Source organism: Paeniglutamicibacter psychrophenolicus (assembly GCF_030812255.1).
GTDB classification, from domain to species: domain Bacteria; phylum Actinomycetota; class Actinomycetes; order Actinomycetales; family Micrococcaceae; genus Paeniglutamicibacter; species Paeniglutamicibacter psychrophenolicus_A.
Genome location: NZ_JAUSSH010000011.1, coordinates 16,943 through 39,775, shown reverse-complemented (window position 1 = coordinate 39,775; position 22,833 = coordinate 16,943). Strand labels below are relative to the sequence as shown.

General features: G+C 68.8%; 21 protein-coding genes, 1 tRNA gene and 1 riboswitch. Of the genes, 10 read left to right on the top strand and 12 right to left on the bottom strand.

Translation table 11 applies throughout. The features are described from left to right. Positions 1 to 2: 2 nt before the first annotated feature. Both J2T21_RS14560 and J2T21_RS14555 read right to left on the bottom strand, forming a co-directional pair. Positions 3 to 485 (bottom strand): FHA domain-containing protein FhaB/FipA, encoded by a 483-nt coding sequence (locus J2T21_RS14560; protein WP_071216231.1) that lies wholly within the window; start codon positions 483 to 485, stop codon positions 3 to 5. Beyond that, a complete protein-coding gene (locus J2T21_RS14555; protein WP_307582195.1) occupies positions 482 to 1,228 on the bottom strand; it encodes an FhaA domain-containing protein in 747 nt (248 codons plus the stop codon). The genes J2T21_RS14560 and J2T21_RS14555 overlap by 4 nt, the downstream gene beginning before the upstream one ends. 283 nt (positions 1,229 to 1,511) lie before the next feature. Between J2T21_RS14555 and J2T21_RS14550 the strand changes: the two genes are divergently transcribed. Next, a tRNA-Leu gene (locus J2T21_RS14550) sits at positions 1,512 to 1,595 on the top strand. 76 nt (positions 1,596 to 1,671) lie between these two features. On the opposite strand, the gene aqpZ is transcribed toward J2T21_RS14550, so the two are convergent. Beyond that, positions 1,672 to 2,436, bottom strand: a complete 765-nt coding sequence (gene aqpZ, locus J2T21_RS14545) for an aquaporin Z (protein ID WP_307582193.1) — start codon at positions 2,434 to 2,436, stop codon at positions 1,672 to 1,674. A 276-nt stretch (positions 2,437 to 2,712) separates the two neighbouring features. Here aqpZ and J2T21_RS14540 point away from each other — a divergent pair, with 276 nt between their 5' ends. Both J2T21_RS14540 and J2T21_RS14535 read left to right on the top strand, forming a co-directional pair. Next, positions 2,713 to 3,411 (top strand): dienelactone hydrolase family protein, encoded by a 699-nt coding sequence (locus J2T21_RS14540; RefSeq protein WP_307582192.1) that lies wholly within the window; start codon positions 2,713 to 2,715, stop codon positions 3,409 to 3,411. A 64-nt stretch (positions 3,412 to 3,475) separates the two neighbouring features. Further along, the gene (locus J2T21_RS14535; RefSeq protein WP_307582190.1) at positions 3,476 to 3,907 is read left to right on the top strand and encodes a universal stress protein; all 432 of its coding nucleotides are present in this window, start codon (positions 3,476 to 3,478) and stop codon (positions 3,905 to 3,907) included. A gap of 25 nt (positions 3,908 to 3,932) precedes the next feature. Here J2T21_RS14535 and J2T21_RS14530 read toward each other — a convergent pair whose 3' ends face one another. Continuing rightward, entirely contained in the window at positions 3,933 to 4,319 is a 387-nt protein-coding gene (locus tag J2T21_RS14530; RefSeq protein ID WP_307582188.1) for a DUF5997 family protein, read from the bottom strand. Between the two features lie 29 nt (positions 4,320 to 4,348). On the opposite strand from J2T21_RS14530, the gene J2T21_RS14525 reads away from it, so the two are divergent. From J2T21_RS14525 to J2T21_RS14500, 6 genes are all read left to right on the top strand, one after another. Next, positions 4,349 to 5,110, top strand: a complete 762-nt coding sequence (locus J2T21_RS14525; RefSeq protein WP_307582187.1) for a substrate-binding domain-containing protein — start codon at positions 4,349 to 4,351, stop codon at positions 5,108 to 5,110. A gap of 173 nt (positions 5,111 to 5,283) precedes the next feature. Further along, the gene (locus tag J2T21_RS14520; RefSeq protein ID WP_307582185.1) at positions 5,284 to 6,093 is read left to right on the top strand and encodes an enoyl-CoA hydratase-related protein; all 810 of its coding nucleotides are present in this window, start codon (positions 5,284 to 5,286) and stop codon (positions 6,091 to 6,093) included. After that, a complete protein-coding gene (locus J2T21_RS14515; protein WP_307582183.1) occupies positions 6,093 to 6,896 on the top strand; it encodes an alpha/beta hydrolase family protein in 804 nt (267 codons plus the stop codon). The genes J2T21_RS14520 and J2T21_RS14515 overlap by 1 nt, the downstream gene beginning before the upstream one ends. Before the next feature lie 103 nt (positions 6,897 to 6,999). After that, positions 7,000 to 7,911 carry a carbohydrate kinase family protein gene (locus tag J2T21_RS14510; protein WP_307582182.1) on the top strand — a complete coding sequence of 304 codons (912 nt, stop codon included), beginning with the start codon at positions 7,000 to 7,002 and terminating at the stop codon, positions 7,909 to 7,911. Positions 7,912 to 7,939: 28 nt separating this feature from the next. Continuing rightward, complete coding sequence (locus tag J2T21_RS14505; protein ID WP_307582180.1) at positions 7,940 to 8,764, top strand: HAD hydrolase family protein; 825 nt, start codon at positions 7,940 to 7,942, stop codon at positions 8,762 to 8,764. Between the two features lie 53 nt (positions 8,765 to 8,817). Beyond that, positions 8,818 to 9,645, top strand: a complete 828-nt coding sequence (locus J2T21_RS14500) for a glycerophosphodiester phosphodiesterase (protein ID WP_307582179.1) — start codon at positions 8,818 to 8,820, stop codon at positions 9,643 to 9,645. Positions 9,646 to 9,673: 28 nt separating this feature from the next. Here J2T21_RS14500 and J2T21_RS14495 read toward each other — a convergent pair whose 3' ends face one another. The 4 genes from J2T21_RS14495 to J2T21_RS14480 form a co-directional block, all read right to left on the bottom strand. Beyond that, on the bottom strand, positions 9,674 to 10,666 hold the full coding sequence (locus J2T21_RS14495; protein WP_307582177.1) for a hypothetical protein: 993 nt from the start codon (positions 10,664 to 10,666) through the stop codon (positions 9,674 to 9,676). 72 nt (positions 10,667 to 10,738) lie between these two features. Continuing rightward, complete coding sequence (locus tag J2T21_RS14490; RefSeq protein ID WP_307582176.1) at positions 10,739 to 11,692, bottom strand: carbohydrate ABC transporter permease; 954 nt, start codon at positions 11,690 to 11,692, stop codon at positions 10,739 to 10,741. Next, positions 11,692 to 12,825 (bottom strand): carbohydrate ABC transporter permease, encoded by a 1,134-nt coding sequence (locus J2T21_RS14485; protein WP_307582175.1) that lies wholly within the window; start codon positions 12,823 to 12,825, stop codon positions 11,692 to 11,694. Before J2T21_RS14485 ends, J2T21_RS14490 begins: the two co-directional genes overlap by 1 nt. A gap of 209 nt (positions 12,826 to 13,034) precedes the next feature. After that, positions 13,035 to 14,372: an ABC transporter substrate-binding protein gene (locus J2T21_RS14480; RefSeq protein ID WP_307582173.1), complete on the bottom strand. Its 1,338-nt coding sequence runs from the start codon at positions 14,370 to 14,372 to the stop codon at positions 13,035 to 13,037. 507 nt (positions 14,373 to 14,879) lie between these two features. On the opposite strand from J2T21_RS14480, the gene J2T21_RS14475 reads away from it, so the two are divergent. After that, positions 14,880 to 18,134, top strand: a complete 3,255-nt coding sequence (locus J2T21_RS14475; protein ID WP_307582171.1) for an HAD-IA family hydrolase — start codon at positions 14,880 to 14,882, stop codon at positions 18,132 to 18,134. Between the two features lie 88 nt (positions 18,135 to 18,222). Here J2T21_RS14475 and J2T21_RS14470 read toward each other — a convergent pair whose 3' ends face one another. From J2T21_RS14470 to thiM, 4 genes are all read right to left on the bottom strand, one after another. Further along, complete coding sequence (locus J2T21_RS14470; RefSeq protein WP_307582170.1) at positions 18,223 to 19,548, bottom strand: uracil-xanthine permease family protein; 1,326 nt, start codon at positions 19,546 to 19,548, stop codon at positions 18,223 to 18,225. Positions 19,549 to 19,670: 122 nt separating this feature from the next. Continuing rightward, on the bottom strand, positions 19,671 to 21,227 hold the full coding sequence (locus tag J2T21_RS14465) for a bifunctional hydroxymethylpyrimidine kinase/phosphomethylpyrimidine kinase (protein WP_307582169.1): 1,557 nt from the start codon (positions 21,225 to 21,227) through the stop codon (positions 19,671 to 19,673). Beyond that, a complete protein-coding gene (gene thiE / locus J2T21_RS14460) occupies positions 21,224 to 21,880 on the bottom strand; it encodes a thiamine phosphate synthase (RefSeq protein WP_307582167.1) in 657 nt (218 codons plus the stop codon). The genes J2T21_RS14465 and thiE overlap by 4 nt, the downstream gene beginning before the upstream one ends. After that, positions 21,880 to 22,698 (bottom strand): hydroxyethylthiazole kinase, encoded by an 819-nt coding sequence (thiM, locus tag J2T21_RS14455; RefSeq protein WP_307582166.1) that lies wholly within the window; start codon positions 22,696 to 22,698, stop codon positions 21,880 to 21,882. Before thiM ends, thiE begins: the two co-directional genes overlap by 1 nt. Continuing rightward, positions 22,690 to 22,791, bottom strand: a riboswitch (TPP riboswitch). It overlaps the preceding gene by 9 nt. Positions 22,792 to 22,833: the final 42 nt, after the last annotated feature.

Below are 22,833 nucleotides of genomic sequence, written 5' to 3'. Positions count from 1 at the left end.
GTCTAGGGCCTCAGCTCCATGACGGTCTTGCCGATCCGGATCTTCTGGCCGAGTTCAACGGGCTGGGCGCGGGTGAGCTGCGCCTCGCCCAGGAAGGTTCCGTTGGTGGAACCGAGGTCTTCGATGAACCAACGGGTGCCCTGCGGGAACAGGCGCGCGTGGCGTCCCGAGGCGTAGTCGTCCTCGAGCACGATGGTTGCCTCTTGGGCGCGACCCAGCAGGATCGGGCTGGCGGTGAGCTGGTGCTCGAGGCCGGTGAGCGGGCCTTCGAGGATGGCCAGGGTCTTGGCTTGCTGCTTGGCGGGGACCTCGGGCGGAGGCGCCAGCGAAGGGTCCTTGCGGATCTCCCGGGCGGTCGGTGCGCCCACGCGGGCCTTGCTGCCGATGGCGAGGTCGCGGCGAAGTGCGCCGACGATGCTTAGGACCAAAAGCCACAGCAAAATGAGAAATCCGAGCCGCAGCACGGTGAACACTAGGTCGTTCACGCACGGTCTCCTTGCGATTGGGGGACGAGTCGGAAGATGATGCGCGTCTGCCCCATGGCAATGTTGGAACCGTCATGCAGCTCCGTCTCGCCGACGATCTTCCGTCCGTTGACGAAGCTTCCGTTGGTGGATCCCAGGTCAACAGCCCAGGTCGAGGGGCCACGCTGCTCGATCTTCAAGTGCCGGCGCGAGACCCCCGGATCCTCGATGGGGATGTCGGTGTCTGCCGAGCGTCCCAGGACGATGCTGGGGTGGTTCAGGGCGTAGCGTTGGCCGGAAATGTCCAGCACGGGCTGCATCCTGGCCGCAGCGCGGGGCGGAGCGGACGGGGCCGGTGGTGCAGCGGGGGTGTTGTGGACCTCGGGGGTGGAAGCATCCGAGGTGGTGGCATCGATCTCGAAGCCTCCCGGCTTGAGTTCGGGATCCTTGCGGAAATTAACCTCGACAGCGCCCTGCAGGGTGTAGCCCTGGCTCCTGGCGTGTTCCAGGGCCGTGGTGCACAGCTCCCGGGCCAGGGGGGCGCCCCATTCCCGGGCCCGGGCGAAATCCTCGTCCGCGAGGCGGATGATGAAGTGGTTCGGCGCGAGGGTGCGGGCCTGGGAGATGGTCAGCGACTTCGCGTCCATTTGGTTGCGCAAGCGCGAAGCGATTTCGACGGGCTTGACTTCGGAGCTGCCGGAGCCGCGGAAGACGCTGGTGACAAGCTTTTCAAGTCCGCGTTCAACATTGTCAATGAGACCCATCGCTTCGCTCCCTTCCTGGTTCTAACGCGTGTGGTTCCACGGTTAATGGCATTGCGTCGCAGGGCATGGTTGCCCTGCGCATTGTTCGATACTACTTGTCTTGCATTTTCTGTGGGGCTAAATGTGGTGAAACCGGCCCTCTGATCAGGAACGAATGGCCGTCTCCAAAGGTTGCTGAAGAGTGGCTCTGATCACAAAGTTCCCCTCGATTAGTTGTTCGAGGCGATCTGTGTATATTATTGATCTCGCTGTTGAAGTCAATGACGAAAACAGCAGTGAATATGCGCGAGTGGCGGAATTGGTAGACGCGCTGGCTTCAGGTGCCAGTGCTCGCAAGGGCGTGGGGGTTCAAGTCCCCCCTCGCGCACATATGAGAAAGAACCCCCGGTCTTCGGACCGGGGGTTCTTTCGTTAACGCTATCGAGGGTTCAACCGGGCCCCGCCTAGTCGTCGGTGCTGGTCGGCCCTGGCCCCCGATCCATCTCCACGGCCATGGATACCGCGGGGTTCGGGAAAAACAGCGGATAGGTGAGCCCCGCGATCGCGGCCCCCACCAAGGGCGCCACGATGAACAGCCAGACCTGCCCGAGCGCCGCCGGGCCCGCAAACCAGGCCACGCCCAACGAACGGGCGGGGTTCACCGACGTGTTGGTGATCGGGATGGCAACCAGGTGGATCAGCGTCAGGGACAACCCGATGGATATCCCTGCGAAGCCCTTGGGCGCCCGCCCGTCCGTGGATCCCAGGATGACGTACAGGAAGATCGCCGTGAGGATGATCTCCGCGAGCAGCGCCGATAACATCGAGTAGCCGTCGGGGGAGCGGTCGGCATAGCCGTTGGAGGCAAAGCCCGAGGCAACCGGATCGAAGCCGTGCTTTCCGGTGGCAATGGCAAAGAGTGCCAGGCCCGCGACCGAGGCACCGATGATCTGGGTGATCCAGTAGGCGGGAACGGCCTTCCACTCGATGCGCCCGGCCAATGCTGCACCAAGGGTGACGGCGGGATTGAAGTGGGCGCCGGAGATGTGGCCGACGGCGTACACCATGACCAGGACGGTCAGGCCGAACGCCAGGGCAACGCCGAGGAACCCGATCCCCATGTTGACGGTGTTCGAGGAAATGACCTTGGCGGAGAAGATTGCGGCTCCGCAGCCGCCGAATACCAGGACGCCGGTGCCGAGGAACTCGGCCGCCAGGCGTGATGTCATGGTCTGAGGATGGGACATGTCGGGTGGCTCCTGATCACTAGCGCTGAACTGTTTTGGGTGATCCACGATAGTACGGTTGTGGTGCATTTGACCCCGTGAACGGGGGAGTAACCCATAAAAAGGTGTCACCGGCCTCTTTGCAGGGCGTCCGGCACCGCGGATGTGATGCAAACACCGGCGATTTGGGGCAGGAGCCCACATCCCCATGCATAGACTGGGAGTCGTTCGATCTTTTCCGTAGGCAAGGAAGCATGTAGGACAGGAGCAGTCAGCATCATGGCGTCCCAGACACCGGCCCAGAACGTTTCATTTCCATCCGAAGGGCAAGCAGCGCACGGCTACCTGGCGTTGCCCGAGGGAGGGCATGGTCCCGGCGTCATTGTCATCCAGGAATGGTGGGGACTGACCGACCACATCCGCGACGTGGCCGACCGGCTGGCGGCCGAGGGCTTCGTCGCCCTGGCACCGGATCTTTTTGGCGGCACGGTGGCCCACGACGGGGCCGAGGCAGCGAAGATGATGTCCCAGCTGCCCGAGGAGGTCGGCGCGAAGCTGCTGGCCGGGGCTGTCGACTACCTCCTGGGCCTGGATGCGGTGACGAGCGCGACCGTGGGTACCATCGGATTCTGCATGGGCGGCGGTTTCGTGCTGGCCCTGGCGGCGCAGCAGGGACAGAAGATTTCCGCGGCCGTTCCCTTCTACGGCGTCGGCCAGGGCGTACCCGAAAGCTACACGGGCGTGCGCGCCAAGATCCAGGGGCATTACGCCAACGAGGATTCGTCCTACCCGGTGGCCAAGGCACGCGCCCAGGAAGAACAGATCCGCGCCGAATCCGGCACCGAGGTGACGTTCTTCTACTACGACGCCCCGCACGCCTTCCACAACGACGAGAACCCGGCGGGAAACTACCGGCCCGAGGCCGCGGCTGTGGCGTGGGGCCGGGCAGTGGACTTCCTGCGGCAGAATATTTCCTAACCAGTTTTTTACACCCAAATAACGGCCGCCGAACGGGTGGCCACAGCAAAAGGAGCGTCAGAACATGGCAGAAACCATCATCGTCGGTGTTGACGGCAGCGAGACAGCACAGCGCGCCGCCGAACGCGCGGCACGCATCGCCTCCAACATGGATGCCGAACTGGTCGTGGTGACCGCACACACCTCGGACAACACCGAAGTCGTGAGGATCGGCACCGACACCTGGATCCTGGACGACGCCGAGCAGGCAGGAAAGGTCGCCGAGCAGTGCGCCGCAGGCCTGCGCATCACCGAGCCGACCGCCAAGATCACCGCAACGGCAGCCCACGGCAAGCCGCAGGAAGTCCTGGTTGCCGAGGCCGAGCGCCTCAACGCCACCCTGATCGTCGTCGGAAACGTCGGCATGAAGGGCCTGGGCCGCGTGCTCGGCTCCGTGGCCACCTCCGTGGCACATGCAGCCCCGTGCGATGTCTACATCGTCAAGACGGTCAAGTAGTCACCGCACCATTGTTGAACCGTGGCTAGCTGCGGTCGCCCTTGGCGGCCGCAGCGTCACGCACACGCTTTTCCTCTGCCCGGACGGCGGCCAGCGAGGCGCGCTCTTCCTGCAGCCACACCGGACGGTCGGCCAGCAAGGCCTCGATCTGTTCGGTGGTCAACGCCTCGGTGATTTCGGCGCGGGCCAGGCCAGCGATCGAAACGTTCAGCTTGTGGGCCACCACGGGTCGCGGATGCGGGCCGTTGGCACGCAATTCCTCGAGCCACGCCGGCGGGTTGGCCAGCAAATCGTCGAGCCCGGCCCGGGTGACCGGACCCTCCTGGAACTCGGCCGGAGCTGCGGGCAGGTAGATGCCCAATTTCTTTGCGGCAGTCGCCGGCTTCATGTTCTGTGGGGTTTTCTCGCTCATGTGCTCTAGCGTACCGGTACGCTGGGGTGGTGACAGGACTAAAAATCGCCTATGTACCGGGCGTCACGCCCGGCAAATGGCTGACCAGGTGGAACGAACGTTATCCACAGAACCCGCTCCAGGCCCTGCGCTACGACGGGGAGGCGATCCTGGCGCGCCTGGACACCGGCGAGTCGGACGTCGTCTTTGTCCGCTTTGCCACCGGTACCTCGCCCAAGACCCCCGCGATCCACGTGATTCCGCTCTATGAAGAGTCCCAGGTCGTTTGCGCAGCCAAGGACCACGACATCGAGCTCTACGAGGAGACGGTCCCGTACGCGGATCTCTCCGGCGAGAACTTCCTGGACCTGGCCGACTACCCCGATTCCGTGGGCGGGACCGCGATGGCCATGGAGGTCGCATCCTCGGGTGCGGGCCTGCTGGTGCTGCCGATGGGTGTTGCCCGCCTGCACCACCGCAAGGACGTGGTGCACAAGGTGCTTGAAGGCGTCCCGGGCACCAGCGTCGGAATCGCCTGGCTGGCGCCGGTGGGTGACGAACCCGCAGACCCGGTCATCGAGGAATTCATCGGGGTGGTGCGCGGCCGCGGGGAGAACTCCTCCCGGCAGGCCTCGGTGGCCCAACGCCAGCAGGAACAGGCGGTCGAGGCCCGCAAGCAGCGCCAGAGCAGCCAATCCGAGGCGGCCAAGGACGCAAAGAAGGCCAAGACCAAGAGGAAGGCAGCCGCCGCCGGGTCCCGGCCCGGGGCCAAGCGCGGTGCAAAGCCCGCCTCCCGCGGCCGCAAGCGCTGATCCCTTCTTTCCGCACCGCCCAGGCCCGTCCGGCTCCCCTTTCCGCAGGGGGAGCAGGACGGGCCTTCGTGTTCGGCGGCGACGTCCGCCCGCTTTCACCACCGCGCGTCACCATGCCCGTGATGCGGCAAACATGAGACGCTGGTCGCAAAGCCAATCACAAGGGAGTGCACATGGATTTCGGGACCTACCGGACTTTGCTCGTTGAACAGCGCAACGAGGCGCTGCTGGTGACCATCAACCAGCCGGCGTCGATGAACGCGCTGGCCGCCGCCGTGGTCGAGGACCTCCACGCGCTCACCGGCGTGCTGGCCGACCTCGGCACCGATGCCAACTGGCCGGTGCGCGGGATCATCATCACCGGGGCGGGGGAGAAGGCCTTCGTCGCCGGGGCCAACATCGTGGAAATGAACTCGATGGGCCCTCACGAGGCGCTGGCCTACGGCAAGCGCATGCACGACGTCACGCTGCGCCTCGAAGCCCTCCCGGTCCCGGTGATCGCCGCGGTCAACGGATTCGCCCTGGGCGGCGGCTGCGAACTGGCCATGGCCTGCGACTTCCTCTATGCCTCTGCCAACGCCAGCTTCGGCCAGCCCGAGGTCAACCTCGGCCTGGTGCCAGGCTTCGGCGGTTCGGTGCGCCTGCAGCAGCGCGTGGGCATCGGCATGGCCCGCGAACTGATCTACACCGGCCGGCGCATCAAATCCGCCGAGGCGCTGCGCATCGGGCTGGTCAACCGGGTTCTGGAAGACAACGCGGCGCTGCTGGAAGCGGCCCTGGCCACGATCGCCGAAATCGCCTCCAAGGCGCCAACCGCGGTGGCCAACGTGAAGCACGCGATCAACGAGATCGCCGGGCTGGACGTCGTCGCCGGTCTGGAGGCCGAGGCCCGCTCCTTCATGAAGGCCTTTGCGACCGAGGATTCCGTGGTGGGGCGCGCGGCCTTCGTGGCCAAGTCCGCCCCCGAGTTCCCGGGCCGCTAGTGCCGTTTACGGCACCTCCGGCGCACCACGCCTACGGCCCGCACCCCAGCCAGTACGCGGAGCTGTGGCTCCCCGAAACACGCCTGCACCGGGTCATCGCCGTGATCATCCACGGCGGGTTCTGGCGGCAGGCCTACGGCGCGGAACTGGGCCGCCCGCTGGCTGCCGACCTGGCCGCGCGCGGCATCGTGTCCTGGAACCTGGAATACCGGCGCACCGCCGGGGGCCAGGGGGGCTACCCGGAGACCTTCAACGATGTCGCGGCGGGACTCGATGCCCTGGATGCGGCGCTGGCCGCCGCCGGGATCCCGGACGGGCCGCGGATCGGGATCGGGCACTCGGCCGGAGGACACCTGGCGTTGTGGGCCGCGGGACGAAACCTGCTGCCCCCCGGCGCCCCTGGCGCGTGCCCGCCGGAGGGCAGGACCCTTCAGGGCGTCGTCTCGCAGGCCGGGGTGCTGGACCTGCACCTGGCCCACGAACTGCACCTGAGCCATGGCGCCGCCGCCGAATTGATGGGTGCCACCCCGGAAGCCGCACCGGAAGCCTGGAAAAACGCGGATCCCGCGGCCCGGGCCCTGCCCGCGGTTCCGCTGGTGATGCTGCACGGGAGCCAGGACATTGACGTGCCGGTGGCCCTGGCCCGTTCCTTCGCCGCCCGCGCGCGCGCCGCAGCTGCCCCGGTGTCCTACCGGGAGCTGGCCGGGGACCACTACGGGCTGATCACCCCCGGTGACCCGGCCTGGGAAGCAAGCGTGGCGGCCCTGCTGGAACTCGGCGGGGACCGCGCGCAACACCGCTGAGGTGGCCGGCGGGACGGAGAGCCGCGGCACACACTGCGCCGCCCTTGGCTACCGACCGGTATATTGAAGTCGACACCCCAGAACCAAGGATGAGGAGCCCGATGTGCTGACGGTCATAGGCGAGGCCCTGGTCGACGTGCTTTCCGGCGGGATCAGCGCGCCGCGCTCCTTCGTCGGCGGCAGCCCGCTGAACGTCGCCGTCGGCCTGGCCAAGCTCGGGCACCCCACCACCTTCATCGGACGCTGGGGCAAGGACGAGTACGGGGTGATGATCCAGCAGGCGCTGGCCGCCAACGACGTGCGCTACATCTGTGGTCCCGACGACGCCCCGACCTCCACCGCGCGCGGCATCCTGGACCCCGTGGGCGCCGCCAGCTACACCTTCGACATGCACTGGGACCTGCCCGAGCTGCCCGCCGACACCCCGGCGCTGGCCGAGGCCCGGGCCGTGCACACCGGTTCGCTGGCCACGCTCGTGGAACCGGGCGCCTCCAAGGTGCGCAAGCTCATCGAGGCCGCCCGCCCGCACGCCACCATCTCCTACGATCCGAACATCCGTCCCTCGCTGGTCACCGACCATGCCAAGGCGGTGGCCGACGTCGAACGCTTCGTCGCGCTGGCCGACGTGGTCCGGGCCTCGGACTCCGACCTCGAATGGCTCTACCCGCACCGCAGCGTTCAGGACACCGCCGCCGCCTGGCTGGCCCTGGGCCCGGCCATGGTCATCGCGACCTACGGTTCCGGCGGCCCCTGGGGGCTGGTGAAGGCCGGCACGGCGCGCACCGCCGCACCGGTGGTGGATGTCGCGGACACCGTGGGCGCCGGGGACTCGTTCATCTCCGCGATGATCTCCGCCCTGGAATCCCGCGGGCTGCTGGGCAGCGAACGGCGCGGGCAACTGCACGCGCTGGACACCGGAACGCTCACCGAGATCCTGGACTATGCCGCCCGCGCGGCGGCGATCACCGTCTCGCGGCCCGGCGCCAACCCGCCGACCCGGCAAGAGATTTCCTGAGCACAAAGGCATTTGGGGGCAAACGGACATGGATGTGCGGCTGGTCGCCAGCGACCTGGACGGAACCATCATCCGCGCGGACGGGACCATTTCCGCCCGCACCATCGAGGCGTTCCGCCACGCCCGCGAATCCGGGATGCACATCGTCTTCGTCACCGGCCGCCCGATGCGCTGGCTGGACCCGGTGCGCCGGGCCTTCGGCCACCTGGGCACCGTGATCTGCTCCAACGGCGCGGTGCTCTACGACCTGGAATCCGAGTCCCTGATCTCCGCGGCGACCATCGAACCCGTGGCGCTGCTCGAGGTCCGCGACATCATCCTGCACGCCGAGCCCACGGCCACCTTCGCGGCGGAAACCACCCGCGGACTGCACCTGGGCACCGGATTCGCCGAACCCGGCGACACCGAACGCCTCGGGGAAATCCGGGCGCTGGACCTGGGCTCGGCGGACCTGCAGGAGGCGGGCGTGGTGAAGTTCCTGGCCAAGTCCCGCACCCGGGACCCAGACGCCTTCATGGCCGCCGTCGCCGGGCCCCTGGCGCACCTGGTCTCGGTGACGCATTCCGCGGTCGATGTCGCGCTGCTGGAAATGGCGCACGTGGACGTGGACAAGTCCGTCGCGCTGGAAGCCCATGCGGCCGCGCTGGGGATCGGCGCCGGCGAAGTCGCCGCGTTCGGGGACATGCCCAACGACCTGCGGATGCTCTCCTGGGCCGGGCACGGATACGCCATGGCCTCCGGGCACCCGAGCGCGCTCCTGGCCGCCGCCCACCTGGCCCCGGGCGTCGAGGACGACGGGGTGGCCCGCATCCTGGAGGACATCCTGGCCGGACGCACACCGGAAACACGCTAGGCACACATCAACCGGGCCCGTTCCCGCGGGCCGAACCAACGGGGGAAGCAACCATGATCGAGGCACCACGGGTCGGGACCGCACCGTACCTGCGCAACACCGCAGGCTCCCCGCTGGCCGGTTCCGCGCTGGCGTTCTCCCACCGCGGGTTCGCGCCGAACGGCGAGGAAAACACCCTCAAGGCCTTCGGTGCCGCCGTGGAGCTGGGCTTCGGCTACCTGGAGACCGACGTGCGCGCCAGCAAGGACGGGGTGCTGATGGTGTTCCACGACGAGGACCTGCGCCGGCTGACCGGGGAGACGCGCAGGGTGTCCGAATGCACCGCGGCCGAACTGGCACGGCTGCGCGTGGCGGGGGAACCGATTCCCACCTTCGAGCAGGTGCTGGAGGGATTCGGGCACGCGCACTTCAACGTCGACGTGAAGGATCCGGCCTCCGCGGCCCTGCTGGCCCGCGCGATCCGGCGGCACGGGGCCGCAGACCGGGTGCTGGTGGCCTCGTTCAACGGGCGGCGCCGCAGGATGGTGCAGCGGCTGCTGGCCGCCTCCGGGGCACCGGTGGCTGCCAGTCCCGGGGTGCTGGGGGTCGGTGCGGCGGCGCTGCTGGGTCCACTCGCCCCGCTGCCGCGTTCCTGGTTCCGCAACGTCGCGGCCCTGCAGGTCCCCGAGCGGCAGGGGGCCGTCCGCGTGGTGGGCCCGAATTTCATTCGCCATGCCCACGCCGCCGGACTGCAGGTCCACGTGTGGGTGGTCAACGGGGAAGCGGACATGCACCGGCTGTTGGAGATGGGCGTGGACGGGATCATGAGCGACAACGCCGACGTCCTGGCCCGGGTCATGGCCATCCGCGGGATCTGGCCGCAGGACCGCCCGGCCGGCTGAAACCGGGCCCGCCGGCAACTTGCGCGGCTCAGGCCGTGGTGGCCGCCAGCGAGGCCAGCGGTTCGAGCACCTTCGGCGCCCAGCGCAGCAGGGCCGGCTCGTCGGCCTCGGCCAGCAATTGCAGCCAGGTCTCGTGGGTGTGCAGCGGGGAGATCCGCAGGGCCGGGGCCACCAGGGCATAGAGCTCGTCGGGGGACCCGTAGTCGTCCCACGCGGCAAGGTACGCGCCGATGGCGGCGATGATCCGCGGGTCGTTGGCCGGTGCCCGGAAATCGATCCGCATCCGTTCGATGGGACGGGCCAGCGAGGCGAAGGGGTGTGCCCAGTGCGCATCGCCGAGGTTCAGGATCCGCGGTGCGGCGGTCTCGTCGGTGGGGGCAAAAACCCGGCGGCGGTCGAAGGAGCCGTGCTCCAGGCTCAGCGGGATCGGGCCGGCGATCAGCTGCGCGCAAGCCTCCTCGATGTCCTTCAGCGCGGCGAAGGCGTGGTCGGCGTCGCGGGCCGGGATGCCCAGCGGGTGTTCGGCGGGCAGCGAGGCATGCAGCGTGAGCGCGTTGTTGAACTCCTCGGGAATCCATGCGGGATCCAGGATCTGCAGGCCGGCGTCGAACAGGGCCTCCTCGCTCGGCACGAGCTCGCGCTGCAGCCCGCCGAGTGCGCCGAGCGCACGGGCCCACAGCTCCGGGGTCGTGGCCAGCTCGTCGAGGGTTGCGCCGTAGTCGGGGGACAGCATCCAGCCGCGGTCCGGGTCGATCGCCAGCGGCATGACCAGCCGGTCCGGGACCAGGGACGCGGCGGCGGCGGTCAACGGGGGCTCGAACAGCTGCCCGGGCGCCACGGCCTTGAAGAACAGCATCCCGGCGTCGGTGGGCACCCGCAAGTGCGTCGCGCGGATCGATGAAGATGCGCTTTGAAGTGCGCCTATGCGCTTGATGGAATATGCCTCGCAGGCCATGTCCACCCAAGAGAGCGCCTCGGCGCGCCAGCCGTCTTCCGTCCAAGTCTTAATCCACTGAGCCACGTGTTCCATGGTAACCAGTGAATCGTCGGCTTTGCTGTGAGAGGACCCCGGCGCATGTCGCGCGGGGCCCGCCTACCCCTTGGCGGAGCCGGCCATCAGCCCGCGCACGAAGTAGCGCTGCAGCGCGAAGAACACGGCCAGCGGCACGATCATGGCCACGAACGCCCCGGCGGTGAGCAGGTGCCAGTCCTGCCCGCGGCTTCCGGTGATCTCCGCCAGCAGCTTGGTGATCGGGGCGACCGCGCCGTCGGCGAAGATCAACGCGACCAAAAGGTCGTTCCACACCCAGAGGAACTGGAAGATCGAGAAGGCTGCGATCGCCGGGGCCGTGAGCGGCAGCACGATCCGGAAGAAGATCTGCCCATGGCTGGCCCCGTCGACCCGGGCCGCCTCGATGATTTCGTTGGGGATCTCGGCAATGAAGTTGTGCAGCAGGAAGATCGCCAGCGGCAGCGCGAAGATGGTGTGCGCGATCCACACCTGCGCGTATCCGGCCTGCCCGAACGCCCCGATGACCGGGACCCCGAAGAGCTCCCCGGCGGCAAAGAGCCGCAGCAGCGGCACCAGCGCCATCTGGATGGGCACGATCTGCAGTGCGAAGACCAGCACGAAGAGCAGGTCCTTGCCCGGGAAGCGCATCCAGGCGAAGGCGTAGGCGGCCAGGGTGGCCAGCACCAGCGGGATCACGGTGGCCGGCAGGGTGATCGCGATCGAGTTGATGAACGACCCGGCCATGGTCAGCTGCGAGTTTCCGGCCTGCAGCACGGCGGAGTAGTTGTCGGTGGTGAAACCCCAGTTTTGGAAAAGGGTCCACCAGCCGGTGGTGCGCACCTGCTGCGCCGGGCGGAACGAGGAGACCAGCAGCCCGATGGTCGGGACGGTCCACAGCGCGGCAATGACCAGTGCTGCGCCGGTGGCCCAGCGGTTGGTCAGCCGGTTCTTGGCCAGCGAGGCGGCCGGGCGGCCGCGCCGCACCCTGGAATCGGGTGCCGCGGGGGCTTCTTCGGTTCTGGCGAGCGTGGACATCAGCGCATCTCCCTTTGCATCTTGATCTGCCGGGCGTTGTAGATGACGATGGGCATCACCATGAGGAAGAGGATCACGGCGAACGCCGCGGAGCGCCCGGCCTCGAAGTTGCGGAACTGGGTGTACATCTCGTTGGCGATCACCGAGGTGTCGTTGGCGCCGGCGGTCATGGTGCGCACGATGTCAAAGACCTTCAGCGAGGCGATCGAGATGGTGGTCAGCACGACGACCAGCGAGGAGCGGATGCCCGGCAGCGTCACGTTGGCGAAGCGCTGCCAGCCGTTGGCCCCGTCAAGCTCGGCCGCCTCCAGCTGCTCGAGCGGCACCGCCTTGATCGCCGCGGAGAGGATCACCATCGCGAACCCGGTCTGCACCCAGATCAGCACCGCGATCAGCGCCACGGTGTTCCACGGGGATTCCTGCAGGAACTGCACCGGTTCCCCGCCGGCCCAGACGATCACCTGGTTCAGCAGGCCGATCTGCTCCGAGTCCGCGGGCCGCGCGGTGTAGACGAAGCGCCAGATGATCGAGGCGCCCACGAAGGAGATCGCCATCGGCATGAACACCAGGATCTTGAAGAACTTCTCCCCGCGGGACTTGTCGATGAACACCGCGTAGGCCATCCCGGCAATCGTGGACACCGCCGGGGCGATGAGCACCCACAGCACGGTGTTCAGCACCGTGCGGATGCCCGCGGGCTGGGTGAAGATCCAGATGAAGTTCTCCAGCCCCACGAATTCGGTGCCGCGGGAGTTCATGAAGGACTGCACGGTGGTCTGGATCGTGGGGATGACCAGCCCGGCCGCCAGCAGCAGCAGCGCGGGGGACAGGAAACCCACCAGCGCGAAGACGTACCCCGCCCCGTGCCGCGAGCGGTAGTCGAGCCAGAAGAGCAGCAATCCCAGGAAGCCGGCGGCGACGATGGCCCAGGTGTAGGAATCCAGGATTGCGAGCATCAGCAGCGGGAACAGGACGCAGGCGACGGCGCGGATGATCGTGAACCTGCGCCCGCGCCGCGGGGCCAGCTCGATGAGGAAGAGCAACAGGATCACCACGGCGCAGAACACCCCGATGATGATCGGGATCTGCGCCAGGGTGGGCAGCGTGCTGAGCCATTGCAGGAAGTTTGTCATGATGCGTCGGTGCCGGCCTTTCGAGGTGGCTGCCCGCGGTGCCCCGCGGTGGCGGGGTCACCTGCGCGCTATCCGGAGGCAATGCTGGAAGAGGCGTGCGGGCCGGGCATCGATGTCCGGCCCGGGAAACCCGGTGGGGTGGTGCGCCGGCGGGTCCGGGCGGTCGGGGTGACCGCTCCGGGCCCGCCGGACGCGGGTGCCGCGAGGCGCTACTTCGAGGGCCAGCCGGCCTCGATCGCCTTGAGCACCGTCTCGGAATCCGAGCCGTTGATCCAGTCGATCATGCCCTTCCAGAAGGTGCCGGCCCCGACGGAACCGGGCATCAGGTCGGAGGCGTCGAAGCGGAACGTCGTCGCCGGGTCCTGCAGGATCTTCACGGCCTCCTGCAGCAGCGGGTCGGACGCGTTGGCCGGGTCCAGGCCCTTGTTGGCCGAGAGCACCCCGCCGAGCTTCACCCGGGAGTTGGCCCACTCGGCGCTGGAGAGGTACTCCTGCACCTTCACCACCGACGGGTCGTCGTTGAAGGCTCCGACGATCTCGCCGCCGCCGGTGACCGAGTTGCCGGCCCCGTCGATCGACGGGGTCACGAAGCCCCACAGGTCGGCGTCCGGGCCGACGGTGCCGCCGGCCTCGGTGATGAACCCGCTGAAGAACGACGCCTGGTGGTGCAGCGAGCAGTCGCCCTTGACCAGGACATCGGCCACCGCACCGAACTCGGTGGCGTTGATGGAGGCCACGTCGCCGTAGCCGGCGTTGACGTACTTCGGGTTCTTCAGGATCTTGCCGACCTCATCGAGCGCGGACTTGATCTGCGGGTCGGTGAACTTCACCTCGTTGGCGACCCACTGGTCGTAGACGTCTTTCCCGGACTGGCGCAGCACCAGGTCCTCGACCCAGTCGGTGCCCGGCCAGCCGGTGGCGTCCCCGGAGCCGAAGCCGGCACACCAGGGGGCCTTGCCCTTGTCCTTCTCGATTTGCGCGGTCAGGTCAAGCAGCCCCTGCCAGGTGGTGGGGACCTCGTAGCCCTTGTCCTTGAACTCGGCCGGCGAGTACCAGATCCAGCCCTTGACGCTGGCCATCAGCGGGGCGCCGTACAGGGTGCCGTCCACGGTGCCGTACTTGGCCCAGTCCTCGGACCAGCCGGAGGCGACATTGGCCTTGACGCCCTCGGGCGCCGGCTTGAGGAAGCCGCGGGTGGCCAGGTCCCCCAGCAGCCCGGGCTGCGGGAAGATCGCCAGGTCCGGGGCGTTGCCGCCCTGGGCACGGACGGCGATCTGCGTCTCGAATTCCTTGGAGGACTCGTACTTGATCTTGATGTTGTTTTCCTTGGACCAGTCGGCCCAGGACTGTTCCAGCAGCTTGGCCTCGGCGTCGGCGATGGTGCCGTACAAGGTGACCTCCGCCTTGCCCGTCGCCGCGCCGGATTCGGTGCTGGCGGCGCTGGTTTCCGGGGCGCCCGGTCCCCCGCCGCAACTGGTGAGCACCATGGCTGCAACCCCCAGGCCCGCCAGCGAGGCATACGCCTTTCCCCGTCGTGATGTTTTCATCGTTCCTCCTGCTCGGCCGGCTGGCCGCGGCCACCCGGTTCGTTATAGGAAGGGGAAGCGGTGAGCCGTCGGCCGCGAGCGCCGCAGGGGGGTGCCAGGCATCCAACGGGGCGTGACCCAGCGGGAACGAGGCCTCCCCGGTCTGGACCACCGTGGTGTTCCCCCATGAAGGCGAAGGGCCGCGACCCACAGGGGACCGAAGCTCTTCTACTGCTCATCATGTAGAGCCGGCACCCGTTTTTCAAGGGTTTGGGGCAACATGACGGTTTGGGCAATGGGGAAGTGACTTGATCTTTTGGGGCCAGCGAAGCGCCGTGGGGCGGCCGGGCGCCCCGTGCGGGCCGCGGGCGACACGGCCGGGACCCCCGGGGCGCTTCACGGGCGGGGGAACCGGTGGCTAGGCTGGAGTAAGCCGGGCCTGCCGGAACGGAAGCAATGCGGCGCATGCTTGCGCCGGAACCCTACGCGGTGCCGAAGCCGCCGCCAGAGAGATGGGAATCCAACACCATGCGTGAAGCCCTCGCCACCGGCGCCCCTTACCGTCGCCGTGACTTCAAGGCCGTGCTCTTTGACCTGGACGGGGTGCTGACCCCTACCGCCGAGGTCCATCGCGATGCCTGGGCGCAGCTTTTCAACGGCTTTTTCGCCGAGGCCGGCGTGACCCGCCCCTACACCGAGGACGACTACTTCGCGCTGGTCGACGGGCGCCCGCGTTACGAGGGGGTCGCCGCGGTGCTGGCGGATCGCGGGATCGAGCTTCCCTGGGGCCACGACACCGACGCGCCGGGCAGCACGAGCATCTGCGCACTGGGGAACCGCAAAAACACGGTGTTCCGCGCGATCCTGCATTCGACGGGCATCGAGCCGTACCCCGGGTCGCTGGACTACCTGCGCCATATCCAGGCCGCGGGGCTCGAGGTCGCCGTGGTTTCCTCCTCGCGCAACGCCGAGGAGGTGCTGGAGGCCGCGGGGCTGCGCGACGACTTTTCCGTGGTCATCGGGGGACTGCAGGCCGCCGCGCGCAACCTGGCCGGCAAGCCGGCCCCGGACACCTTCCTGGCCGCGGCCAGCGACCTGGGCTGGTCGCCCAACGAGTGCGTGGTCATCGAGGACGCGATCTCCGGGGTCCAGGCGGCCGCGGCAGGCGGCTTCGGGATGGTGATCGGAGTGGGCAGGGACCAGCCGCACCGGGACCTGCGCGACGCCGGGGCCGACCTGGTGCTCGACGACCTGGACGAACTGGTCAACCAGCAGGCCCGCGACGACTGGGAGCAGGACACCTGGTCCTACACCCGCGAGCATCCCCGTCCCATCGACCCGGGCGTGGAGCAGACGATCTTCTCCCTGGGAAACGGGTTTTTGGGTATGCGCGGGGATTCGCTGGGCATCGGGGAAAGCACCGAGGGGATGTTCATCAACGGGTTGCACGAGACCTGGAAGATCCGCCACGCCGAATCCGCGTTCGGGCTCGCCGAGGCCGGGCAGACCATGGTTGCGGCCCCCGATGCGCGCACCGTGCGGGTCTACATCAACGACGAGGCCCTGGAGATCGGGCGCACCGAGATCCTCAAGGACGAGCTGCGGCTGGACTTCAAGGACGGCACGCTGATCTCCGACACCCTCTGGCGCACCGCCGAGGGCCACCGGGTGATGGTGCGCACCCGGTCGATGGTCTCCTTCTCCGAACGCCACCTGGCGCTGTTCCGCGTCACCGTGCGGCTGCTCGACGCCCCCGCCCACGTCTTCGTGCAGTCGGCGCTGATCGGGCAGTCCGACGCCCGCCCGGTGCCGACCCCGGCGGAGTCCGACGCAGGGGAGGTGCCCTTCGACCCGCGCAAGTCCGAGCGCAGCGGTGAGGAATCGCTGATCTCGGGCGGCACGCACGAAAAGGACGGGATCTGCGCACTGAGCTACTACGTGCGCGGTTCGCAGATGTCGGTGGCCGCAGCGATCTCGCACGTGACCCGCGTCGCCGGGGCGACAACGGATTTCACCGAGACCTCCAGCGTCACCCCCGAGCGCGTCGAGCACACCGTCTCCGTCTACCTGGAGAAGGACGAGGCGCTGCACATCGACAAGTTCGCCTCCTTCCACGCCTCGCGGCGCCACGACACCGCGGAGGTGACCAGCCGCTGCGTGCGCGCCCTGAGCCACCTGGTCCCGCGCGGGGCCGACGAGCTGTTCTGGGCGCAGCGCGAGTTCCTCACCGAGTTCTGGGGGCACTCCGACGTGGTGGTCCATGCCCACCCGCTGCTGCAGCGCGCCATCCGCTGGAACCTCTTCGCCGTTGCGCAGGCCTCGGCACGCTCGGACGGATTGGGGATCTCCGCCAAGGGGGTCTCCGGAAACGGGTACTCCGGGCACTACTTCTGGGACACCGAGATCTATGTGCTGCCGTTCCTCACGTACACCAACCCGCAATGGGCGCGCAATGCGCTGCGTGCGCGCGTCAGCCAGATCCCGGCCGCCCGGCGCCGCGCCGCGACGCTGAACGAGCACGGCATCCTCTTCCCGTGGCGCACCATCAACGGCGAGGAGGCCAGTGCCTACTACCCGGCCGGGACCGCGCAGTACCACATCAACGCGGATGTGGTCTATGCCCTGGCACGTTATGTGCAGGCCAGCAGGGACACCGGGCTGCTGCTCGGCGGCGGGGCGGAAATCGTGGTGGAAACCGCCCGGCTGTGGAACTCGCTGGGCTTCTGGCGTGAGACCACGACCGGCCGCAGCTTCCACATCCACGGGGTGACCGGCCCGGACGAGTACACCGCGGTGGTCAACGACAACACCTTCACCAATGTGATGGCGCGCTTCAACCTGAGCTACGCGGTCGAGCTGATGGACCGCCTTAAACGCGACTTCCCCGAGGACCACGCGCGGATTGTCGAGGAGCTGGGCATCTCCAAGGCCGAGGTGCGCGACTGGTCCGACGCCGCATTGGCGATGTTCATCCCGTTCTCCGAGACCGTCGGCATCCACCCGCAGGACGCCGGGTTCCTGAACCGCGAGGTGTGGGACGTGCCGGGCACCGGCGCGGAGTACCGCCCGCTGCTGCTGCACTTCCACCCGCTGGTGATCTACCGCTTCCAGGTGCTCAAGCAGGCCGACACGGTGCTGGCGCTGTGGCTGCGCTCCTCGGACTTCACCGCGCAGCAGAAACGCGCCGACTTCGACTACTACGACCCGCTGACCACCGGGGACTCCACGCTCTCGGCCACCGTGCAGGCGATCCTCGCCGCGGAGGTCGGCTACCGGGACCTGGCCTACGACTACTTCGAGCACGCCCTGAACGTGGATCTGCTGAACCTGCACGGCAATACCGCCGACGGGGTGCACGTGGCCTCCACCGGCGGGGTGTGGGCGGCACTGGTCTACGGCTTTGCCGGGCTGCGCGACGACACCGGCGCCTGGCTCTTTGACCCGCGGCTGCCCGAGGACTGGGAGGGCCTGGAGTTCAACCTGCGCCGCAACGACTCCTCGGTGCACTTCCACCTCACCGCGGACGCGTTGACCGCCTCGCTGCGGGCCGGGGACGACGAGGTGCACTTCTCGGTGCGCGGCGCGGCGCATGCGGTGTCCCCGGCCCACCCGGTGGTGACCATCGAGCTGCACGGGCAGGGCCCGGTGCTCGAGGGCGAACCGTCCATCGAGGCGGTCTTCGCACTGCAGCGCGACGACGGGTCCCCGCTGACCTCCAGCATCAAGAAGCTGACCCAGGAGGAGGAGCTGGCCAACGAGCCGCCGATCACCATCATCGGGTAGCTTGCCGGCGCAGCCGCGGCACGAAAAACCGGGCGGGACCCCCGTGAGGGGGTCCCGCCCGGTACGTGCCGGCGCGGGTTGCCGCCCGCTAGCCGAGCTTGGAGTGGGTGGCCCCGCCGATGGCCTCGACGTCCGTCGGCTCGGTGCCGCGCACCTTGGCGATGAAACGCATCAGGTGGAAGACCACCAGCGTGGCTGCGGTGCCCAGGGCGATGCCGCCGAAGTCCATGGTGCCGATCGACAGGACGTTGTCCCCGAAGAGCGCGATGGCGATGATCAGCCCGGTGCCGGCGGTCATCAGGTTGATCGGGTTGGAGAAATCGACCTTGTTCTGCACCCACAGGCGGGCGCCGACGATCGCGATCATCCCGTAGAGCACGATGCCCGCACCTCCCGCGACGCCGGCCGGGATGGTGTTGATCAGCACGCCGAACTTCGGGAAGAACGCCAGCGCGATGGCCACGGTGCCCGCGATCCAGTACGCGGCCGTGGAGTAGACGCGCGAGGAGGCCATGACCCCGATGTTCTCCGCGTAGGTGGTGGTGCCCGAGCCGCCGCCGAACCCGGCGATCATGGTGGCGGTGCCGTCGGCCATCAGTGCCCGGCCGTTCACGTCGTCAAGCTCGCGCCCGGTCATCAGCGCCACGGTCTTCACGTGTCCCACGTTCTCGGCGATCAGCACGAACACCACCGGCAGGAACAGCGTCAGGGTTTCGATGTGGAAGGTGGGTGCGGCGAAGTCGGGCAGGCCGAACCAGGCGGCCTGCCCGATGGCCGAGAAATCGACCTGGCCCTGCGCCCAGGCGGCGAGGTAGCCGACGATGATGCCCAGCAGGATCGACAGGCGCCCGAGCATGCCGCGGAAGAGCACCGTGGTGATGACGATGGCCAGCACCGTGGCGAAGGTGGTCAGCGGCACCTGCGTGATCTTGTCCGTGGTGGTGGTGGCCAGGTTCAGCCCGATCAGCGCGACGATGGTGCCCATCACCACCGGCGGCATCAGTGCGTGGATCCAGCCGGTTCCGGCCTTCTGCACAACCAGGCCCACGACGAACAGGCAGGCGCCGGCCATCACGATCCCGCCGAGTGCACCGCCCATCCCGTGCGTGGCCATGGCCCCGGTGACCGGTGCGATGAACGCAAAGGAGGAACCCAGGTAGGAGGGCACCCGTCCGGCGGTGAGCAGCAGGAACAGCAGGGTACCGACGCCGGTGAACAGCAGCGTGGTGGTGACCGGGAAACCGGTGATGGTCGGCACCAGCACCGTGGCGCCGAACATCGCCATGACGTGCTGGACGCCGACGCCGATGGTCTGCGGCCAGGCGAGGCGCTCGTCGGGGGCCACCACCGTTCCGGGGGAGATGGACTTGCCGTCGCCGTGCAGGCGCCAGCCGATGCCGAATCGGTTGCTCATGGGGTGGGGCCTTCCGGGAAGGGGCGGGAGTCGGGCGGCGGGGGCGCGTGGTGCACAGCGCAAAACCCCCTCGTGCATTTTACCCGCCCGCCGCCCCGGGCACGTTCCGCCCCCCCGCGCGGCTAGCGGGCTGCGACCGGTTCGCCGTGCCCAGCGGCGTCCGGGACGCGATGCCCGGACGCGCGCCGGAATCCCGCTGCCGCCTTCGGGGCATCGGCGGCGGTCTGCGCGAAGAACGCCAGCTCGTGGACGCTGGAGTCCTCGAATGCACGCCACATCGCCGCCCGCGTGCGGGCATCGGCGCCCGCGTGCACACCGGCCACCAGGTCGATGGCCGCGGCGGTGGCGGCGTCGAACTCCGGGGAGGAATAGGTGGCCAGCCAGTCGGCGTACGGGTGGTGGTCGTGGTTGGCCGCGGCCAACCGGGTGCCGGTGTCCTGGTAGATCCAGAAGCAGGGCAGCAACGCTGCGGCGAGCACCGCATAGTCGTCCCCGGCGGCCAGCAGGTGGTTCAGGTACGCGGTGGTGGTCGCCGAGGGCTCCGGGACCCGCTCATCGAGCCGCCCGCGGTGCAGCTTCAGCTCCTCCTCGAGGCAGCCGCTGGCGCTGGCCGCCCAGAAGCGCTGCGAGGCGGTGTCCGGGGCCAGTTCCGCGGCCCGCGACATGGCCCGCGCATAGGTGCGCAGGTACAGGGCGTCCTGGCCCAGGTAGTCCTCGAAGTCCTCCCGGGCCAGCGACCCGTCCTTCAGGGCGCGGATGAAGCCCAGTTCGTCGATGCCCGCGCGGATCGGGGCGATCCGCTCCCACCACTGCGCCAGCGGGTCCCCGGCCTGTGCCGGGCGCACCCCGTCCCAGAGCGCGGCGAAGTGATTGACCGGTCCGTGCCCGGATCCGACGGACAGCTCGTCCGCGCGGGAGATGGCATCGGACAGCCAGTCCTTGGCACGGCGCAGCGCCGTGCCCCAGTTGCCGGTGCGCGCGTAATACGTGGCCAGTGCGGCCGAGAGCGAGCAGCCGGTGCCGTGCGTGTTGCCGGTGGCGTGGCGCTCGGATTCGACCTCCAGCAGCACCCCGCCGGCGTCGATGAGTGCGTCGCGGCAGCGCTGGGTGGCCAGGTGCCCGCCCTTGGCCAGCACCAGCACGTCGTATTCCGCCGCGAGCATGCGTGCCTGGGACACCGCGGAATCCCAGTCTGTGGCTTCGGGACCGCGGGCCAGCACCGCGAGCTCGGGGATGTTGGGGGTGATCACGTCGGCATGGACAAAGAGCCGGCGCAGCGCCGCATCGGCGGCCGCATCCAGCAGTGAATCCCCGCTGGTGGCCACCATAACCGGGTCCAGGACCACCGCCGGCACGGCCGTGCCGGCGGCACCGCGGACCTGCGCCAGCCAGGTTCCCAGCTCGTCGATGACCTGGGCGTTGGCCAGCATCCCGATCTTGATCGCGTCGATGGCGATGTCCTCGGAGATCGCGCGCAGCTGCTCGGTGAGGAATCCGGCCGGGGGCACGTGGACGGCGCGCACGCCGCGGGTGTTTTGGGCGGTCAGCGCGCTGATCGCCGCCATCCCGTAGCCGCCGCCGGCGGCGATGGACTTCAGGTCGGCCTGGATCCCGGCGCCCCCGGAGGGGTCGGATCCGGCAATGGACAGGATATTCTTCGTGGAATTCATGGTATTCATGGCGTTTCCCCTTCCCAGAGGCTGATCAGGTGGGCGGTTGCGGTGCGCGGGTCGTCGGCGGCGCAGATCGCCCGCACCACCGCCATCGATGCGGCCCCGGCGGACCGAATGGCCGGCACGTCGGTGGTGTCGAGCCCGCCGATGGCCACCACGGGTGCGGTGCTTCGGGCCGCGGCGGCCGCCAGGCCCCCGTATCCCAGCGGCTCCGGGTGGTCCTTCTTCGTCGGGGTCGCATGCACGGCGCCGACGCCCAGGTAGTCGACGGTGCCCGGGGCAAACGCGTTGAGCTCGTTGGCCGTATCGATCTCGTCGGCGGTGGAGGCCGAAAGCCCGAGCACGGCGTGCGGCCCGATGAGCGTGCGGACCAGGTCCGCGGGGATGTCGGATTGGCCGATGTGCACGCCCTGCACGTCGGCGCCGCGCGCCCGTGCGGCCAGGTACACGTCGATGCGGTCGTTGACCAGCAGGGCGGCCCTCCCGGAGGTGTGCTTGGCGCAGCTTTCCACGGTGTCAACGAATTCCCCGGCGGGCATGTCCTTGCAGCGCAGCTGGATCGTGGTGATCCCGCCGGCCACCGCCGCTTCAACAATGTGTTCCAGCGGGCGTCCGGCGGTGGAATTCGAGTCGAGGACCAGGTAGATTCCGGAGGCCATCAGGACAGCACCGCCGTGGCCGCGAGGTCGGACGGGGCCAGCGCGTGCAGGGCGTCAAGGAAATGCACGGCGAAGCTTCCGGGCCCCGAACTTGCCGCCGCGGCGCGTTCGGCGGCGGCGGAGTAGAACGCGTGGGCAGCGACGGTGGCCAGCAGCGGGTCCCCGGCCACCGGCAGGAATGCCGCGCAGACCGCGCCCAGTGCGCACCCGCCGCCGGTGACCAGGGTGAGCATCTTGCTTCCGCCATGCACATGCACGGTGCGCGTTCCGTCGGTCACCAGGTCCGCCTCCCCGGAGACGGCCACGACGGCGCCGCTGCGCAGCGCCAGGGAGCGGGCCGCGGCGGCGGCGGAATCGACGGTGTCGGTGGCCTCCACCCCGCGCCCGCCGGACCCGGCCTCGGCGAGCACCATGATCTCCGAGGCGTTGCCGCGGATCACCGTCGGGGTCAGGTCGCGCAGTCCCAGGGCGAAGTCGGTGCGCACGCGCAGCGACCCGACGGCCACCGGGTCCAGCACCCAGCCGGTTTCCGCGGCGTTGGCGGCGGCCACTGCCTCGGCCATGGCGGCGCGCTGCTCGGAATTGGGGGTGCCCAGGTTCACCAGCACCGCGGAGGCCACGGACGCGAATCCGCCGGCCTCCCCGGGCACGTCGGCCATCGCGGGGGAGGCCCCGGCGGCCAGCAGCACGTTGGCGGTGAAGTTGGTGACCACGGTGTTGGTCAATACCTGCACCAGGGGGGTGGAGGCGCGCAGCGCGCCCAGGGCATCGGCGAGCTCGCCGGGTGAAAAGACAACTGAAGGCGCCATGGATCCCATGAGCAACATCCCTCCGCTAGTACGAACTAGATCAGGTTCTACGGGTCTTGTCTCAGTCGGATCGCTGGCGCGCCGACACCCCGTGTCACTAGGCGCGAGCCTATCCCACCGCACGGGCGGGGCGTCAACTGCGCG